The organism is Streptomyces sp. MB09-01 (genome assembly GCF_033794505.1).
Lineage (GTDB): Bacteria > Actinomycetota > Actinomycetes > Streptomycetales > Streptomycetaceae > Streptomyces.
In genome coordinates this window covers 1-16,332 of sequence record NZ_JARAYQ010000200.1, presented here as the reverse complement: position 1 = coordinate 16,332, position 16,332 = coordinate 1, and the positions used below count along the sequence as shown (strand labels likewise).

Sequence of the window (16,332 nt, the reverse complement as noted above, 5' to 3'; positions counted from 1 at the left end):
CCGCCGATGAGGGCCCCCGTCACCCCGGAGACCCTGCGCCACCTCCGCCGCCTCTTCCGCACCCCGCTGACCGGAGCCACGGCCGCCGCGGCCGGCCCCCACCTGGTCAGCGACACCACGACCGCGGCGGCCTACCTCTTCGACGCCGCCCCGAACACCGACCAGCCGCGCCTCTCCCTCCCCCACACCTTCACCTCGGTCGCCCCGGGCAGCCTGACCACCCCGACGGGCCTGGTGGTCCTGGGCACCTGAACGGTCCGGAGCCGGCCCCGGCTCACTGCCCCGGAGCGGCGCGGTGCGTGGATTCGCTCAGCCTGGTGAAGGCGTCGCGGACCACCGAGGCGATCAGAGCGCGGCGGGCCGAGAGGAACTCGTCGTACGGCATGTGCTCCCAGTCGTCCGGGAGCGCGTGCCAGTAGCGCTGCCGGGCCAACCGGTCGCCGGCGATCTGCTTGGCGGTGACCTGGGCAGGCCAGTAGTCCGCGGGCGGCTGATCGGAGATGGCGATGTTGTCGCTCCACTCCACCAGGGCCATGTTGGCGATCTGGTTGATGCGCGGGGTCTCCGTGATGCCGCTGTTCTTCAGGTGGTTCTTCGGGAAGAGGTGGTGGCGCTCGATGCCCTTCTTCGCGGTGATCGCCGGATCGAGACGGGTGCGCACCTTCCCCGTGGACAACAGGGCGTCGGCGTCGAGGATGTTGAGCGCCGCGACGTACGCCATGAGGGCCGGGGACTTCGAGGCCGCGGTCTCGAGGTTGTTGGGGAGGGTGATGGCCCAGTAGTCCTGGGTGAGGGTGTCGTCGACGACCTTGTTCAAGGTCGCGAGGTAGGCATCGGCGTCGCCGGGGTCCACGCCGGCCAGGCGGGCGAGGTCCTGCTCGACCCGGGTCTCGAACGAGCCGGAGTAGCGGCTGGTGGTGTGTGCCATGAAGAACCAGCGCGCGATGCTCTCGCGCAGTCGGCCGAGGGGCACTTGGTAGTCGACGCGCCCGACCAGCCAGAGGGCGTAGGTGTAGATCACGGCGTTGGCGGAGCTGATCATCTTGCTTCCGCGGAAGCCCGCACGCTCCAGGCACTGGAGGAACTCGTGCCAGTTCGTCAGGTCCAGTGCGTGCTTCTGTGCTGCCTGGAGGCGGCCGAACTGCTCTTCGCGAAGGACGGCGGAGGGCTTGCCGGTGTCGATGTCCCTGCCGCGGAGCACGACGTAGACCTGCTTGAGGACGGCGCGGCGCAGGGCGACCGCCGTGGTGACGCGGAGCATCTGGGAAGGCTCCGGCTGGATGTGCCAGTTGAAGGGAGAGGAGTTGTCGAGGCTCGGCTGGTGGGCTTCGCGGCAGAAGTCCTCGAGGGCGCGCCGGCCCTCCTCCCAGAACACGGACAGCAGGGTGAGGATGAAGTCCGCCTGATTGAGGGTGACGCCGTTGCTGTTGATCCGGACGAAGATCTCGGCGACTTCCTCCTCGTCGATGGTCTCGGACAGTTCGACGATCTTGAACTGGTAGTTGCCGAGGCCGTGGAGGTCGTCGAGCGCCGTGTCCAGGCGGTCCTTCTCCTCCTCGTCCAGCTCCCGCTTCTCCGCGAGGCGTTCCAGGAAGGCCCGGACCACCTTCTTCCGGCCGTTCGGCGCCCAGAGGGTGCTGATGTCGTGCAGGTACTCCGGATCCTTCTCGACGGCGGCGTCCGTGACGGCGAACGTGGCGTCGGTCGGCCGGAAGGCGAGGCGGATCCGGCGCGTGGTGAAGTCGTCCCGGAGTACGGCGGCACCGGTGATCACGGCGTAGAGGGAGGTGAGCCGCTGCTGCCCGTCGACGATGAGGTGCTGCGGCACGGCCTGCTTGGTCTCGGTGCCGATCTGGCGGGCGCCCGGTTCGGCTCCCGGCTTCCAGAACAGCAGGGAGCCGACCGGGAAGCCCTTGTACATGGAGTCGAACAGGTCACGCGCCTTCGCCGCCGGCCAGACGTACGGGCGCTGCAGCTCGGGCAGGGCTATGGTTCCGCGCTCGACGTCGTTCACGAGGTGGGACACGGCGAGGGTGGTGTCGCTGTAGAGCAGCTTGGCCATGGCGTGCGGTTCCTCCCGGAACGGGCGGATGCGGGACCTCCGGAGGCTATCCGACCCTTCCGTCACGCCGAGCGGCCTTCGGCTCGGCGCATCACTCCCTGGAACGACAAAAACCCCACCGAAGTGGGGTTCTCGCTTGTGTCCGAGGGGGGACTTGAACCCCCACGCCCGATAAAGGGCACTAGCACCTCAAGCTAGCGCGTCTGCCATTCCGCCACCCGGACCAGGTGGTCGGCCCCGGTTTCCCGCGGCGACATGGACAACAATAGCAAAGGATCGGCGGGGTTCCGACCACTTATCCGAGCCGTGGGCGTCCGCCACGCCGGGCTGACCTGCGGGCATGCACCGAAGGGCATGGCGAGACGAGGTGTCTCGTCGGGGTCGGGGCGGGGTGCGGCGAGGGCGGCGCGGGACTTCCGGATGCTGATACCGGCTGGACATGGGGGGTGCCGGACGGTCGGATGGCAGCGCACACATCCGGGGGGAGCCGCGCATGGAAACCGAGCATCGTGTCAGCACGCTGGAGCTGTTCTTCGACCTCGTCTTCGTCTTCACCATCACGCAGTTGACGGTGCTGCTGGCGGACGACCTGACCCTGCGGGGTGCGGGGCAGGTGGTGCTGATCTTCACCGTGCTGTTCTGGATGTACGGGGGCTACGCGCACCTGACCAACCAGGTGCCCCCGGACCGGACCGTGCGGCGGATCCTGCTCATGCTGGCCATGGGGGCGTTCCTGGTGTGCGCGCTGGCCGTGCCCACCGCCTTCGGGGCGGGCGGTGTGGCCTTCGGGCTCGGGTACCTGCTGGTCGTCCTCGTGCACAGCGCGCTGTACACGCAGGCGCACGGGCGCGGGGTGCTGTGGTTCGCGCTGCCCAACGCGCTGTGCGCGCTGTCGGTGACCGCGGCCGGGTTCTTCGACGGCGTGCCGGCCTGGGGGCTGTGGATGCTGGCGCTGCTGCTGCAGTTCGCGACGCCGGTGGTCGTACAGCGGGTCGCGGCGAGCGGGTCGGCGGGGGCCGGGGCGGAGCCGGAGGCGCCCGAGCAGACGGTCGGCGACCGGCTCGGCGGGATGAACGCGGCGCACCTGGTGGAGCGGCACGGCCTGCTGCTGATCATCGTCTTCGGCGAATCCGTGATCGCGATCGGCATCGGGGTGGGCTCGCTGCCCCTGTCCCTGGGGATCGCCGGCGGCGCCTTCCTGGCCCTGGCCGTCGCGTCCGCGATGTGGTGGATGTACTTCGTACGCGACGAGGGCCGGGCCGAGGAGGTCTTCGAGCGGACTCCGCCCGAGCGGCGTTTCAAGCTGGCGATGGTCGCGTACTACTACGCCTTCCTGCCCATGCTCCTGGGCATCGCCGTCTTCGCGGCGGGCGTGAAGAAGACCATCGGGCACTTGGGGGAGCACCTGCACACCGGACCGGCGGTCGCGCTGGCGGGCGGGGTCGCCCTGTACCTGGCCGGGGACCTGGCCTTCCGGGCGGCGCTGGGCATCGGGCCGGCCCGTTACCGCGCGGCGGCCCTGGTGCTCTCGCTCGCCACCGTCCCCGTGGGCATGGAGTGGGCGGGAGCGGGCCAGCTGGTGGCACTGGCGTTCGTCCTGGTCGGCGCACTGGCCGCCGAGGGCCGCCGCTCCCCCGCCGGGCCGGCGGGGGGAACGGCGGCGCGAGCCGTCACGGGCAGTGGATGACCTGGCCCGCGTAGGAGAGGTTGCCGCCGAAGCCGAAGAGCAGGACGGGGGCGCCGGCCGGGATCTCGCCGCGCTGGACCAGCTTGGACAGGGCCATGGGGATGCTGGCGGCCGAGGTGTTGCCGGAGTCGACGACATCGCGGGCGACGACGGCGTTGACGGCGCCGATCTTGGCGGCGAGCGGCTCGATGATCCGCAGGTTCGCCTGGTGGAGGACGACCGCGGCCAGGTCCTCCGGGGTGATTCCGGCCTTCTCGCACACCTTGCGGGCGAGCGGAGGGAGCTGGCTGGTGGTCCAGCGGTAGACGGACTGGCCCTCCTGGGCGAAGACCGGCGGCGAGCCCTCGATCCGGACCGCGTTGCCCATCTCCGGGACCGAACCCCACAGCACGGGGCCGATGCCCGGCTCCTCGCAGGCCTCGACGACGGCCGCGCCGGCGCCGTCGCCGGTGAGCACGCAGGTGGTGCGGTCGCTCCAGTCGGTGATCTCGGTCATCTTGTCGGCGCCGATGACCAGCGCGCGGGTGGCGGAGCCCGCGCGGATGGCGTGGTCGGCGGTGGCCAGGGCGTGGGTGAAGCCCGAGCAGACGACGTTGATGTCCATCACGGCGGGGCCGCCGCCCATGCCCAGCTTGGCGGCGACGCGCGCGGCCATGTTGGGCGAGCGGTCGATCGCGGTGGAGGTGGCGACCAGGACGAGGTCGATGTCGTCGGGGGTCAGGCCGGCGCCGGCCAGCGCCTTGCCCGCCGCCTGGTAGGCCAGCTCGTCCACCGGCTCGTCCGGGCCCGCCATGTGGCGGGTGCGGATGCCGACGCGGGACCGGATCCACTCGTCGGTGGTGTCGACCATGGCCGCAAGGTCCTCGTTGGTGAGCACTTTCGCGGGCTGGTAGTGCCCTAGCGCCACCACGCGTGAACCGGTCATGGGCGGGGTCCCCCCTTGTACGGAAGTCAGGATCACCCAGCTTTGCCTGCTACTGATGGGTACGTGTGCGTGTGACCCGACAGGATTCCGGCCCCGGATTTTGGAGCTTCCCGAGGATCCACCTGCCGGGGGCGGCGCGGGAAGCGGAACCGGGACAATGAGCTCGTCGGATACCGGCGAGAAACTGAAGGGGAGGGCTGATCACCATGGGACGGGTCACCGAGCGCCGTCGTGTCGTCCGGATCCGGAACGGCGGGGCGGGCGTCCGGCCGGACACGCTGGTGGCCGAGGAGCCGCTGGAGATACGTCTGAACGGCAAACCGCTGGCCATCACGATGCGCACGCCGGGCGACGACTTCGCGCTGGCGGTGGGCTTCCTGGTCAGCGAGGGGGTGCTCGCGGCCGCCTCGGACGTGCAGGCCGTCACCTACTGCGAGGGGGCGACCGAGGAGGGTTCGAACACCTACAACGTGGTGAACGTCCAGCTGGCCGCCGGGGTCCCGGTGCCGGACATCACGCTGGAGCGGAACGTCTACACCACCTCCTCCTGCGGCCTGTGCGGGAAGGCCAGCCTGGACGCGGTCCGCACGGCGACCCGCTTCCCGGGGATCGCCGCCGATCCGGTACGGGTATCCGCGGAGATCCTCAGCGCGATGCCGGACCGGCTCCGCGCGGCCCAGAAGGTCTTCGACCGTACGGGCGGACTGCACGCGGCCGGGCTGTTCACGGCGCAGGGCGAGCTGCTCGACCTGCGGGAGGACGTCGGCCGGCACAACGCGGTGGACAAGATCGTGGGCCGGGCGTACCAGTCCGGGCGGCTCCCCCTGACGGGCGCGGTCCTGCTGGTGTCGGGCCGGGCCTCCTTCGAGCTGGTGCAGAAGGCCGTGATGGCGGGCATCCCGGTGCTGGCGGCCGTCTCGGCGCCGTCCTCGCTGGCGGTGGACCTGGCGATGGAGTCGGGGATGACGCTGGTCGGCTTCCTGCGGGGGCCGGACATGAACATCTACGCGGGCGAGGAGCGGATCATCCTGTAGGGGAGCGACTGTACCGCTCCCAGTGGGTGGCGTGGGCCAGGAACCGGGCCCAGACGTCCGCGCCGTCGCCGGTGGCGTTCCCCTTGCCGGAGCCGTGAACGGCGAACCAGTCGGAGCAGCCGAGCGGGACGGGCGCGCCATCGGTCCCGCGGTCCCCGTCGGCCCCTTGCGGCCCGTCGGCGGAGAACTTGACGAGGATGCCCGGATCTTCGTCGGAGTGCCGGTCGAGCACCCAGCTTCCCTCGGCGGGGGCGGCGCCCGCCGCCTGACCGGGGACGCAGGTCCACTCCCCGGAGCCACTGAGGCGGGCACGGCCGTCGGACATGACCTCCAACCGGCCCCCGCGGTCCCCCAGCCAGACGCCCGTGACGTCCACCGCGGTGAACGCCTCGGGCCGTTCGTCACTCCTGACGGCGAATGCCAGGGCGGCGACCGCGGCGACCAGCAGGCCGAACAGCACGAGCACCGCGCGGGCGAGGTTCTGCACCTCAGCGCCCCCGGCGGGCGCGGCGGCCGGACTGCGCGGCCGGCTTCGGGGCCGGGGGGTCGATGCGGTGGAGGTCCAGGGTGGCCGGGAGCGGGGTGGTGCCCGGGCCGCCGGACTCCGCCCAGGCGATGATCTCGTCGGTCGCGGTGTCGTCCAGGGCCCAGCCGAACCAGGTCGCGCGGGCGCCGCGGCGGCGGGCCTCGGTGGTGGGCTGGACGACGATCACGTTGGCCTGGGCGCAGGGGCCGAGGCACTCGCTCGTACGGACGGCCAGGCGGCCCCCGGAAGCGGCGGCGGCCTCGCGCAGCCGGGCGAGCTGTCCGGCATGGTCGGAGCCGGGGTTCTTGCGGGGGTCGCCGCAGCAGCAGCCGCGGCAGACCACCAGGGTGCAGGGGCGTTCGGCGTGCGCGCCGAGCGGGCGTATCCAGGTCACTACCGCACGTTAACGGCCCCGGGGGGCGGGGTGTTGGGCCGGGGGCGAGACCTCCGCCACACGGTCTGCCGCGAGTTCGGCTTCGGCGTCCCGGGCGCGGCGGCGGGCGAGGACCGCGCAGACCATCAGCTGCATCTGGTGGAAGAGCATCAGCGGGAGCACGGCGAGGCCGGCCTGGGCCCCGAACAGCACGCTGGCCATGGGGAGTCCGGCGGCCAGGCTCTTCTTCGACCCGGCGAACTGGATGGCGGTGCGGTCCGCGCGGCCGAAGCCGAGGCGCGCCGATCCGTACCAGGTGACGAGCAGCATGACGGCGAGGAGCACGGCCTCCACCAGCAGCAGGGCGCCCAGCCGCGGGAGGCTGACCTGGTGCCAGATGCCCGCGGCCACGCCCGCGCTGAAGGCGGCGTAGACGACGAGCAGGATCGATCCGCGGTCGACGTGGCCGAGGACCTGCTTGTGGCGGACGAGGAAGCCGCCGACCCAGCGGCGCAGGGCCTGCCCGAGGAGGAAGGGCAGCAGCAACTGGAGGGTGATCTTGAGCAGGGAGTCGGGCGAGAAGCCGCCCCCGTGGCTGCCGAGGAGGCCGGCGGCGAGGAGGGGGGTGAGGACGATGCCGGCCAGGCTGGAGAAGGAGCCGGCGCAGATCGCGGCGGGCACGTTGCCGCGGGCGATCGAGGTGAAGGCGATGGAGGACTGGACGGTCGAGGGGACCAGGCAGAGGAAGAGCAGGCCGCCGTAGAGCGGCTGGGTCAGGACGCCGGGAACCAGGACGCGGGCGGCCAGTCCGAGGAGCGGGAAGAGCAGGAAGGTGCAGGCGAGCACGGTGAGGTGCAGTCGCCAGTGGCGCAGTCCGTCGAGGGCCTCGCGGGTGGAGAGCCGGGCTCCGTAGAGGAAGAAGAGCAGGGCCACGGCCGCGGTGGAGGCGCCGCCGGCGACGGTGGCGGCCGCGCCGCGGGCGGGGAGCAGGGCGGCGAGGCCGACGGTGCCGAGCAGGGCCAGGACGTACGGGTCCAGCGGCAGCCGGGCGGGGAGGTGCGGGCGGCGCATGCGCGGGGTGCTCACTTGCTGTCGGGGCGGGTGGCGCCCGGGCCGGCGGGCCCGGGCGCGGTGCTCCCCCCATGGTCGACGGTGGGGCGGTCATCGGGAAACCCGTACACCGCACTCACTGTCATCACGGTCTGCGATAGCAGGCGGGGGTCACACCTCGTCGGCCCCCGCGGCGGGTGCGGGCGCAGCGGCGGGTGCGGGCGCAGCGGCGGGTGCGGGAGCGGGCGCCGGGGCGACGGCGGCGATCAGGACCGCCGCGAGGTTCTCCTTGCGCATCCGCTGGTCGACGTAGAGCAGGGCGATGACCAGCTGGGGGAAGCCGTACTGGAACACGGCGCTGAGGAGACCGCCGACCAGCGAGGCGATCGCGTAGACGACGAGTCCGCCGATCAGCTGGCTCGGATCCACGTCGGCCCCGTCCCCCGCCATCAGGGTCGGGAAGAGCGGGATCATGCCGACCATGCTGAACGGCATCTGGATGAGGTAGCCCACGGCGCCGGCCACGAGGTACCCGAGCATCGTGATGCCGAACACGCGCCACCAGTCACCGCTGACCAGTTGGGCGGAGCGCCGCAGAGCCGCGACGGGGCGGAGTTCCTCGCACACGGCGGCGGCCGGCGCGAAGCTGAACCGCGTCATGAGCCAGACCGCGACGGGCATGTAGAGGAAGACGCCCAGGAACAGTACGGCGAGCGCGGCGGCCGGCGGCTCCGCATCGTCGAAGGACATGACGATCAGCGGCACGCAGATCGCGTAGAGGACGAGGAGCGGACCGCCCACGATCAACCCCGTGAGGAGCACGGTTCCGAGCACCGACGGCAGCCGGGACCAGCAGCGGCGCCACATCGCGCCGAAGGTCGTGGGCCGGCCGAGCACGGCCTCCTGCGTCACCGCGGGAGTCAGGGCGCTGATCAGCCCCGCGCACAGCGTGATCACGACCAGCATGAGCACGACGGCCGGTACGAAGGAAAGGAACAGGGCCGCAACGTCCGTGCCGTCGGGGCGGTCCCCCGACGGCAGGTCGAAGACGGCGGCGAACCGGTCCTGCACGGCGGCCACGGTGGCGCCGATCCCGGCGAGCACGACCAGGATTCCGATGCCCTGGACCGCGAGCATGACGCCGATCAGGGGCTTCGCGTAGCGGCGGAAGGTGGCGAAGCCGCCGTTGAATATCTCGCCCATGGTGAGCGGGTGCAGGGGTATGACGCCGGGCTGCGGCGGCGGCGGGAGCGGCGGCGGCCAGCCGCCTCCCCACTGCGGATTCGGCTGTCCCGGGTACGGTCCCGGCCCCATGTGGTGCGACATCAGTTGTCCCCCTCGAAATGAAGGGACACGGTAACCCGGCGCACCGCGGACGGCGCAGCCGCCCCCCGGCTGCGTGGACCGCTCGAGCGCAGGTCAACGGCCGTGACGGTGAACGCCGTCCGGGGGGACGGCCTGGCATCGGCGGTATGTACGACCCGGTCCAGCTGCGGACGTTCCTCACGGTGGCCCAGACGCTCAGCTTCACGCAGGCCGCGGGGCGGCTCGGCGTACGGCAGTCCACGGTCAGCCAGCACGTGCGGCGGCTGGAGGAGGCGACGGGGCGGCCGCTGTTCGTCCGGGACACGCACAGCGTGGAGCTGACGGAGGAGGGCGAGGCACTGCTCGGCTTCGCGCGGACGATGCTGGAGGCGCACGAGCGGGCGGCGGCCTTCTTCGCGGGGACGCGGCTGCGGGGACGGCTGCGGTTCGGGGCCTCGGAGGACTTCGCGCTGACGCGGCTTCCGGGAATCCTGGAGGGCTTCCGGCACGAGCATCCCGAGGTGGACCTGGAGCTGTCGGTGGAGCTCTCCGGGACGCTGCACGAGCGGCTGGACGCGGGGCGGCTCGACCTGGTGCTGGCGAAGCGGCGCGGCCCGGGCGACGAGCGGGGGCGGCTGGTGTGGCGCGACCGGATGGTGTGGATCGGCGCGCAGGGGATGCGGGTGGACCCGGAGCGCCCGGTGCCGCTGATCGTCTTCCCGCCGCCGGGCATCACCCGGGCCCGGGCCCTGGAGGTACTGGAACGCGAGGGACGGGCCTGGCGGATCGCGTGTACCAGCGGCAGCCTGAGCGGTCTGATCGCTGCGGCCCGGGCCGGTCTGGGCGTGATGGCGCACACCCGCGGGCTGATCCCGCCGGGCCTGGTGCGGGTCGGCGGGCTGCCGGAGCTCGGGCCGGTGGAGTTCGCGCTGCTCCGCGGCCCGCGCGCCTCGGCCGCGGCCGAGGCGCTGGCGGCGGCCGTGCTCTCGGGCGCGGACCGGCTCAGCCGCACCGGCTGAACGGCCCGCGCCGGCGGACGCCCGCGGGAGCGGCCGCGCGGGCAACGCGCCGCGCGGGCAGCGTCGGGAGCAACCCCGGCGGCGACCCGGGGCAGCCCCCGCGGCAACCGCGGCGGCGACCCCGGCAATATCCGGACGGCGCCCGGACGGCACCCGTACGGCACCCGTACGGCACCGCCGATGTCGCACGTCAGAGGCGTGGGAAGCATGGTCACTGGGGAGGTCTTGTGGAGGTATCCGATTGCTGATCAACCCCCCTTGACCGTGAGGTACGTTCACCGCGGCGCGCGGAGAGGAGCGGGGCCTTGCGCGAGATCACCGTCCCACCGGTCGTCACGGGCGCGCCCGTCGGCGGACTGGCCGACGTCGTCTTCCAGCACGCCCACGAGGAGCCGGACCGGGTGGTGCTCGGCCGCAAGACCGACGGCGTCTGGCGGGACGTCACCTCCGGGGAGCTGGCCGCCGAGGTGCTGGCGCTCGCCAAGGGGCTGCTGGCCCAGGGGGTGCGCTTCGGGGACCGGGTCGCCGTCATGTCCCGTACCCGGTACGAGTGGACCCTCTTCGACTTCGCCCTGTGGGCGATCGGTGCCCAGCCCGTCCCCGTCTATCCCACGTCCTCCGCCGATCAGGTGCACTGGATCCTGTACGACACCGACTGCACGGCCTGCGTGGTAGAGGACGAGGACCAGGCCATGACGGTGGGCTCGGTCATCGACCGGCTCCCCCACCTGCAGCGGCTGTGGCAGCTCGACGCCGGGGCGGTGGAATCCCTCGTGGCCGACGGCCGCGGGGTCGCCGAGGACGTGGTGCACCGCCATCGCCGCGCCGTGACGCCGGACGCGACGGCCACCGTCATCTACACCTCGGGGACCACCGGCCGGCCCAAGGGGTGCGTGCTGACGCACGCCAACTTCATGTACGAGGCGGACACCCTGGTGACCAGCTGGGAGTCCGTGTTCCAGGGCAGACAGGGCGAGCAGCCGTCCACCCTGCTCTTCCTGCCGCTGGCCCACGTCTTCGGGCGGATGGTGGAGGTGGCGGCCGTCCGGGCGCGGGTCAAGCTCGGTCACCAGCCCTTGCTGGCGGCGGCCGAGCTGCTGCCGGATCTGGCCGCGTTCCGGCCGACCTTCGTGCTCGGCGTCCCGTACGTCTTCGAGAAGGTCTTCGCGGCGGCCCGCCGCAAGGCGGAGGCGGAGGGGCGCTCGGGTCCCTTCGACCGGGCGGTGGAGACGGCCGTACGGTACGCGGAGGCGCGCGAGCGGAAGGCCTTCGGCATCGGGCCGGGGCCCTCGGCCGGGCTGCGGATGGAGCACCAGCTCTTCGAGAAGCTCGTCTACGGGAAGGTGCGCGAGGCGATGGGCGGCCGGGTGCGGCACGCCATGTCGGGCGGGTCGGCGATGTCGCGCCGCCTCGGGCTGTTCTTCGACGGCGCCGGGATCACGGTGTTCGAGGGGTACGGCCTGACCGAGTCGTGCGCGGCGGCCACCGCGAACCCGCCGGGGGCGACGAAGTACGGCACGGTGGGCCGGCCGATCCCGGGCAGCGCGGTGCACATCGCGGACGACGGGGAGGTGTGGCTGCACGGCGCCCACATATTCGCCGGGTACCTCAACGACCCCCGTGCCACGGAGGCGGTGCTGCGCGGCGGCTGGCTGGCGACCGGGGACCTGGGGCGGCTGGACGAGGGCGGCTACCTCACGATCACCGGGCGCAAGAAGGACATCCTGGTGACCTCCAACGGCAAGAGCGTCGCGCCGGCCGCGCTGGAGGAGCGGGTCCGGTCCCATCCGCTGGTGTCGCAGTGCGTGCTGGTGGGCAACGACCGCCCGTACATCGCGGCCCTGATCACGCTGGACATGGACGGGATCGCGCACTGGCTGTCGATGCGCGGCCGGCCGCAGCTGCCGGCCGCGGACCTGGTGAACGACCCCGAGCTGGCGGCGGAGGTCCGCCGGGCGGTGGTGGCCGCCAACACCCTCGTCTCGCAGGCGGAGGCGATCCGCACCTTCCGGGTGCTGGGCGAGCAGTTCACGGAGGAGCGGGGACTGCTGACGCCCTCGCTGAAGCTGAAGCGCCGGGCGATCGAGAAGGTGTACGCGAAGGAGGTCGCGGCGCTCTACGCGTCGTGAGTCCCCGGCGCGCGGGCGGTCACCGTGGGGACGGGGGCAGGCTCCGGCGGGTGGCCGAGCGCAGTGCGAAGGCCATCACCACCTCGAACACTCCGAGCAGGACGAGCCACAGGCCCAGCAGCCGGGTCAGGGCGACCGCGGAGTCCACCGGGAAGCAGAGGACGACGATGCCGGCGACCGCGCCGAGGGCGCCCAGGCCGAACATCAGGCCGCGGTGCACGAGCGCGCGGTCGGCGATCGCGACGTAGGCCGTGAGCACTCCGGTCAGCAGCCAGAACACTCCGACGATCAGGGAGAGCGCACCGATCGTCTGCATCGGATGCCGCAGCACCAGCACGCCCGCCAGGAACGCCAGCATGGCGATCAGGACGCCCGCCAGTCTGCTGCCGCCGTCGTCGCGGCTGTGGGAGAAGGCCGAGACGAAGCGGAAGCCGCCCGCCACCAGGAGCTGCAGACCGATGATCACGGCGAGGATGTGCAGCGTCTCGTCGGGCCAGACGAGCACCAGGATGCCTGGGATCAGGGTCGCGAGGGCGAAGCCGAGTGCCCAGCGCCACGAGCCCCCGACCTGTTTGAGGAGGTCCTCGGGGTCGCTCTGCGTGTGCTGCGGTGCCGCGTCGGAGGGTACGGTCATCACGCCTCCAGAGACAGCCGGACGGCGCGCGGGGTTACCACGAGCCGCCGGACATGCTTTTACCTTTCCGGTCCACCTTAGTCCGTTATGGCAGGGTTTGCCGCGTCGACGGCGAGCCCACGGACCGGAGCCGGGGGCGGGGGCGGAGCGCCTCGCCCGCACCCCTTGGCCGCGGTCACCCCTTCGTCGCGGTCACCGCAGGTCCGGACGCCCCCCCGGTCGCCGCTTCACCAAAACTGACGGTCCGTCATTTCGCTTTGCCGTTGATATTGACGGTGCGTCAGGTCACGCACAGAATGCGGGGATTCCGACCGGAGGGGATCCCCGAATGTTGCGACCGATCCGCACCCTGGCCGCCGCGGCGGCGGCCCTCGCGCTCGTCTCCGCCTGCAACTCCGCCTCCACGAAAGGCACCGGCCCCGGCAAGCCCGGCGAAGGCCCGGGGAACTCCCGCGGGGTCACCGCCGACGCGATCAAGGTCGGTGGCATCGTGTCGATGACCAGCGCCAGCGGTTACAGCAAGAAGGACACCGATCTCGGTGCCAAGGCCCGCTACATGAGGGCCAACGCCGAGGGCGGCGTCAACGGCCGCAAGATCGACTACCTCGGCGCGGAGGACGACGGACAGGACCCGGCCAAGAACATGGCGGCCGCCCGCAAGCTCGTCCAGCAGGACAAGGTCTTCGCCGTCTCCCCCATGAGTTCGGTGACCTTCTCCGGCGCCGACTTCCTGGAGCAGGAGAAGGTCCCCACCTTCGGCTGGGGCACACTGCCCTCCTTCTGCGGGCCCCGGTACATCTACGGGTTCAACGGCTGCCTGGTCCCCACCCCCGGCGGCACCCTGAACCAGACCTGGCCCGAGGGCATCGCCACGATCCTCGGCGGCGCCCAGGGCAAGTCGGTCGCGGTCATCGCCAACGACAGCGACGCGGGGAAGTTCGGCATCCGGACCTTCCAGCAGGGCTTCGCCAGCGCCGGGTTCACGGTCGCCTACGCCAAGGCCTCCGTACCCGCCACCGCCGTCCCGAGCGACTGGTCCGCGTACGTGAAGGAGATCCTGGAGAGCAACGGCGGCAAGGCCCCGGACGCCGTGGTCTCCGTGATGCAGACCCCCAACAACATCGGGCTGTTCACCGCGCTCAAGCGCAGCGGGTACAAGGGGCTGCTCTCCGACCCGACCGACTACGACCCGGGACTGCTCGCCAAGGACGCCACGAAGCAGGCGCTCGACGGGGTGCACGTGCTGCTGCAGTTCCAGCCCTTCGAGTCCACCGACCCGAAGATGGCTCAGTTCAAGGCCGACATCAAGGCGGCCGCGGGCGGCCAGGACGTGCCGCTCAACATGCACATGTTGACCGGGTACATGTCAGCCGACCTGTTCGTCTCCATCGCGCAGAAGGCGGGCAAGGACCTGACCGTCGAGTCCTTCCAGAGCGCCGCGCAGAGCTTCTCCGACACCGGCACCCTCGTCGGTGACCGGGCGGAGCCCAAGGGGCAGAAGGACAGCTTCGGCTGCGGGGCGCTCGTACAGCTGAAGAACGGCGCGTACGAGGTCTCCGTCCCGTTCAAGTGCTACGAACCCATCCCCTTCAAGTAGGGCTGCGGCATGGGAGATCTGCTCGTCTTCGTGCTGAGCGGTCTGGTCTCCGGCGCCCTGTACGCACTGCTCGCCACCGGGCTGGTGCTGTCGTACTCGGCGTCCGGGCTGTTCAACTTCGCGCACGGGGCCACCGCCTACCTGTGCGCGCTCACCTTCTACGAGCTGCACTCGGGCCTGGGCTGGCCGGCGGTCCCGGCGGCGCTGCTGGTGGTGTTCGTCCTGGCCCCCGGTCTCGGCTGGGGGCTGGACCGGCTGATGTTCCGGCGGCTCGCGCGGGTCGGCGAGACGGCCCAGATCGTGGCGACCATCGGACTTCTGGTTGCGCTGCCGGCCGCCGGGCTGTGGGCGGTGGACCTCCTCGCGGACGCGGGCGCGCCGGTGAAGCCGGCGGAGAACCAGTTCGGGCTGCCGGGGGTGGGCCCCAGCCCGGCGAAGTCCTGGCAGCTCGCGGAGGGCGTCGGCATCGACTCCGACCAGCTGATCACCTGGGTGGCGACGGCGCTGGTGGCGGTCGCCCTGTGGGTGCTGATGCGGCACACGCGCCTCGGGCTGCAGCTGCGGGCCGCCGTCGACAACCGCTCGCTGACCGAGCTGCGCGGCATCAGCGCCGACCGGCTGTCGTCGGTGGCGTGGATGGTCGCGTCGGGGCTGGCCGGGCTGGCGGGCGTACTGGCGACGCCGCTGCTGGGTCTGTCGGCGCACGACTTCACGCTGTTCCTGTTCGTGTCGGCGACGGCGGCGGTCATCGGACGGTTCGCGTCCGTGCCGCTCGCCTTCGCGGGCGGCGTCGGGCTGGGGGTGCTGCAGAACCTGGTGGCCGGGTACGCGTCCTTCGCCGAGGGCATCACGGGCTTCCGTACGGCGGTGCCCTTCCTGATCCTCTTCGGCGGGCTGCTGGTGCTGACCCGCAGGGCCCGGACGGCGGGAGTCGCCGCCGTGGACGCGCCGCCCCTCGACCACCTGGCGGGCGCCTCGTGGCGACGGCGGTGGGGGGTGTGGGCGGCCGGCGCCGGGCTGCTGTGCCTGGCGTTCTACACCGTGACCACGCCCTTCTGGAGCGGGCTGCTGGCACAAGGGCTCGCCATCGCGCTGGTGTTCATGTCCTTCACGGTGGTGACCGGGCTGGGGGCGATGGTGTCCCTGGCGCAGGGCACCTTCGTGACCGGTGCCGCGCTCGTCGCCGGGCTGCTGATGAGCCGGGGCTGGCCCTTCGTGGCGGCGCTCGCGGTGGGCACGTGCGTGGCGGCCCTGCTGGGCGCGCTCGTCGCACTGCCGGCGCTGCGGCTGGGGGGCAGGTCCCTGGCCCTGGCCACGCTGGCGCTGGCGTTCCTCGCCGACCAGGTGCTCTTCCAGCTGAGGTGGCTGCGCAACGGCGACTCGGGGTGGTCGGTCCCGCGGCCGGTGTTCGGGCCGGTGGACCTCTCCGACGACCGGGCGCTGGGGGTGACCCTGGTGGTGCTGGTCGCGGTGGTCGCCGCCGGGCTGAGCGCACTGCGGAACTCCCCGTCGGGGCGGGCGATGCTGGCCGTGCGGTCGGCCCCGGCGGCCGCGGTGGCCTCGGGGGTGTCCGTGCTGCGGACGAAGCTGCTGCTCTTCACCCTGTCGGCGGGACTGGCCGGCTTCGGCGGCGTGATGTACGCGTCGTACAACACCCGGATCACGGCGACGGACTTCACGGCGCTGACGGGGCTGGTGTGGCTGGCGGTGGTGGTGGCGGCAGGCGTGCGGAGGCCGCAGTACGCGGTGGTGGCCGGGCTGGTGTTCGCGGTGGCCCCGCGGCTGCTGTCCGACCACGTGACGGAGTCCGCGCACCTGCCGGTGATCCTCTTCGGCCTGGCCGGGCTGGCCCTGGCCAATGACCCGGACGGGTATTGCGCGGCGGTGCCGGTGCGGCTCGCGAAGCGGCGGCCGGGGGGCCCTGCGGGCGGCTCGTCCCCCACCCCGCCCTTACCCGAACCGGGGCTCCGCCCCGAACCCCGCTCCTCGAA

14 protein-coding genes and 1 tRNA gene are annotated in these 16,332 nt (G+C 72.2%); 7 read left to right on the top strand and 8 right to left on the bottom strand.

The window, feature by feature from the left end; all coding sequences use genetic code 11:
- A partial coding sequence (locus PV721_RS31695) for a hypothetical protein (RefSeq protein WP_319730390.1) occupies window positions 1-252 on the top strand: 252 nt, incomplete at its 5' end.
- Between the two features lie 22 nt (window positions 253-274).
- On the opposite strand, the gene PV721_RS31690 is transcribed toward PV721_RS31695, so the two are convergent.
- Both PV721_RS31690 and PV721_RS31685 read right to left on the bottom strand, forming a co-directional pair.
- Window positions 275-2,062 (bottom strand): GmrSD restriction endonuclease domain-containing protein, encoded by a 1,788-nt coding sequence (locus PV721_RS31690; protein ID WP_319730388.1) that lies wholly within the window; start codon window positions 2,060-2,062, stop codon window positions 275-277.
- Window positions 2,063-2,201: 139 nt separating this feature from the next.
- Window positions 2,202-2,286 (bottom strand) — tRNA-Leu (locus tag PV721_RS31685).
- A 269-nt stretch (window positions 2,287-2,555) separates the two neighbouring features.
- On the opposite strand from PV721_RS31685, the gene PV721_RS31680 reads away from it, so the two are divergent.
- Window positions 2,556-3,749 (top strand): low temperature requirement protein A, encoded by a 1,194-nt coding sequence (locus PV721_RS31680; RefSeq protein WP_319730386.1) that lies wholly within the window; start codon window positions 2,556-2,558, stop codon window positions 3,747-3,749.
- On the opposite strand, the gene PV721_RS31675 is transcribed toward PV721_RS31680, so the two are convergent.
- Window positions 3,733-4,674 carry a beta-ketoacyl-ACP synthase III gene (locus PV721_RS31675; RefSeq protein ID WP_319730383.1) on the bottom strand — a complete coding sequence of 314 codons (942 nt, stop codon included), beginning with the start codon at window positions 4,672-4,674 and terminating at the stop codon, window positions 3,733-3,735. The two genes, PV721_RS31680 and PV721_RS31675, sit on opposite strands and share 17 nt — an antisense overlap.
- 206 nt (window positions 4,675-4,880) lie before the next feature.
- Here PV721_RS31675 and fdhD point away from each other — a divergent pair, with 206 nt between their 5' ends.
- Window positions 4,881-5,708, top strand: a complete 828-nt coding sequence (gene fdhD / locus PV721_RS31670; protein ID WP_319730381.1) for a formate dehydrogenase accessory sulfurtransferase FdhD — start codon at window positions 4,881-4,883, stop codon at window positions 5,706-5,708.
- On the opposite strand, the gene PV721_RS31665 is transcribed toward fdhD, so the two are convergent.
- The 4 genes from PV721_RS31665 to PV721_RS31650 all read right to left on the bottom strand — a co-directional run bounded on the left by PV721_RS31665 (window position 5,698) and on the right by PV721_RS31650 (window position 8,983).
- Complete coding sequence (locus PV721_RS31665) at window positions 5,698-6,195, bottom strand: hypothetical protein (protein WP_319730379.1); 498 nt, start codon at window positions 6,193-6,195, stop codon at window positions 5,698-5,700. The genes fdhD and PV721_RS31665 overlap by 11 nt on opposite strands.
- Window position 6,196: 1 nt before the next feature.
- Window positions 6,197-6,628, bottom strand: coding sequence for a (2Fe-2S) ferredoxin domain-containing protein (locus tag PV721_RS31660; RefSeq protein ID WP_319730377.1), 432 nt, complete (start codon window positions 6,626-6,628; stop codon window positions 6,197-6,199).
- A 9-nt stretch (window positions 6,629-6,637) separates the two neighbouring features.
- Entirely contained in the window at window positions 6,638-7,678 is a 1,041-nt protein-coding gene (locus PV721_RS31655) for a bile acid:sodium symporter family protein (protein WP_319730375.1), read from the bottom strand.
- 150 nt (window positions 7,679-7,828) lie between these two features.
- On the bottom strand, window positions 7,829-8,983 hold the full coding sequence (locus PV721_RS31650) for a hypothetical protein (RefSeq protein ID WP_319730373.1): 1,155 nt from the start codon (window positions 8,981-8,983) through the stop codon (window positions 7,829-7,831).
- Between the two features lie 146 nt (window positions 8,984-9,129).
- On the opposite strand from PV721_RS31650, the gene PV721_RS31645 reads away from it, so the two are divergent.
- Both PV721_RS31645 and PV721_RS31640 read left to right on the top strand, forming a co-directional pair.
- Window positions 9,130-9,981: a LysR family transcriptional regulator gene (locus PV721_RS31645; protein WP_319730370.1), complete on the top strand. Its 852-nt coding sequence runs from the start codon at window positions 9,130-9,132 to the stop codon at window positions 9,979-9,981.
- 305 nt (window positions 9,982-10,286) lie between these two features.
- Entirely contained in the window at window positions 10,287-12,110 is a 1,824-nt protein-coding gene (locus PV721_RS31640; RefSeq protein WP_319730368.1) for a long-chain fatty acid--CoA ligase, read from the top strand.
- Between the two features lie 19 nt (window positions 12,111-12,129).
- Here the strand turns inward: PV721_RS31640 and PV721_RS31635 are convergent, their stop codons facing one another.
- Window positions 12,130-12,744: an HdeD family acid-resistance protein gene (locus PV721_RS31635; RefSeq protein ID WP_319730366.1), complete on the bottom strand. Its 615-nt coding sequence runs from the start codon at window positions 12,742-12,744 to the stop codon at window positions 12,130-12,132.
- Window positions 12,745-13,072: 328 nt separating this feature from the next.
- On the opposite strand from PV721_RS31635, the gene PV721_RS31630 reads away from it, so the two are divergent.
- Window positions 13,073-14,341, top strand: a complete 1,269-nt coding sequence (locus PV721_RS31630; RefSeq protein ID WP_319730363.1) for an ABC transporter substrate-binding protein — start codon at window positions 13,073-13,075, stop codon at window positions 14,339-14,341.
- A gap of 9 nt (window positions 14,342-14,350) precedes the next feature.
- A partial coding sequence (locus PV721_RS31625; RefSeq protein ID WP_319730361.1) for an ABC transporter permease occupies window positions 14,351-16,332 on the top strand: 1,982 nt, incomplete at its 3' end.

What these genes read in the sequence shown, in the direction of transcription:
- fdhD (WP_319730381.1), top strand. Translation starts at nt 4,881, where the DNA reads ATGGGACGGGTCACCGAGCGCCGTCGTGTCGTCCGGATCCGGAACGGC.
- PV721_RS31650 (WP_319730373.1), bottom strand. Translation starts at nt 8,983, where the DNA reads ATGTCGCACCACATGGGGCCGGGACCGTACCCGGGACAGCCGAATCCG.
- PV721_RS31655 (WP_319730375.1), bottom strand. Translation starts at nt 7,678, where the DNA reads ATGCGCCGCCCGCACCTCCCCGCCCGGCTGCCGCTGGACCCGTACGTC.
- PV721_RS31645 (WP_319730370.1), top strand. Translation starts at nt 9,130, where the DNA reads ATGTACGACCCGGTCCAGCTGCGGACGTTCCTCACGGTGGCCCAGACG.
- PV721_RS31675 (WP_319730383.1), bottom strand. Translation starts at nt 4,674, where the DNA reads ATGACCGGTTCACGCGTGGTGGCGCTAGGGCACTACCAGCCCGCGAAA.
- PV721_RS31630 (WP_319730363.1), top strand. Translation starts at nt 13,073, where the DNA reads ATGTTGCGACCGATCCGCACCCTGGCCGCCGCGGCGGCGGCCCTCGCG.
- PV721_RS31680 (WP_319730386.1), top strand. Translation starts at nt 2,556, where the DNA reads ATGGAAACCGAGCATCGTGTCAGCACGCTGGAGCTGTTCTTCGACCTC.
- PV721_RS31635 (WP_319730366.1), bottom strand. Translation starts at nt 12,744, where the DNA reads ATGACCGTACCCTCCGACGCGGCACCGCAGCACACGCAGAGCGACCCC.
- PV721_RS31690 (WP_319730388.1), bottom strand. Translation starts at nt 2,062, where the DNA reads ATGGCCAAGCTGCTCTACAGCGACACCACCCTCGCCGTGTCCCACCTC.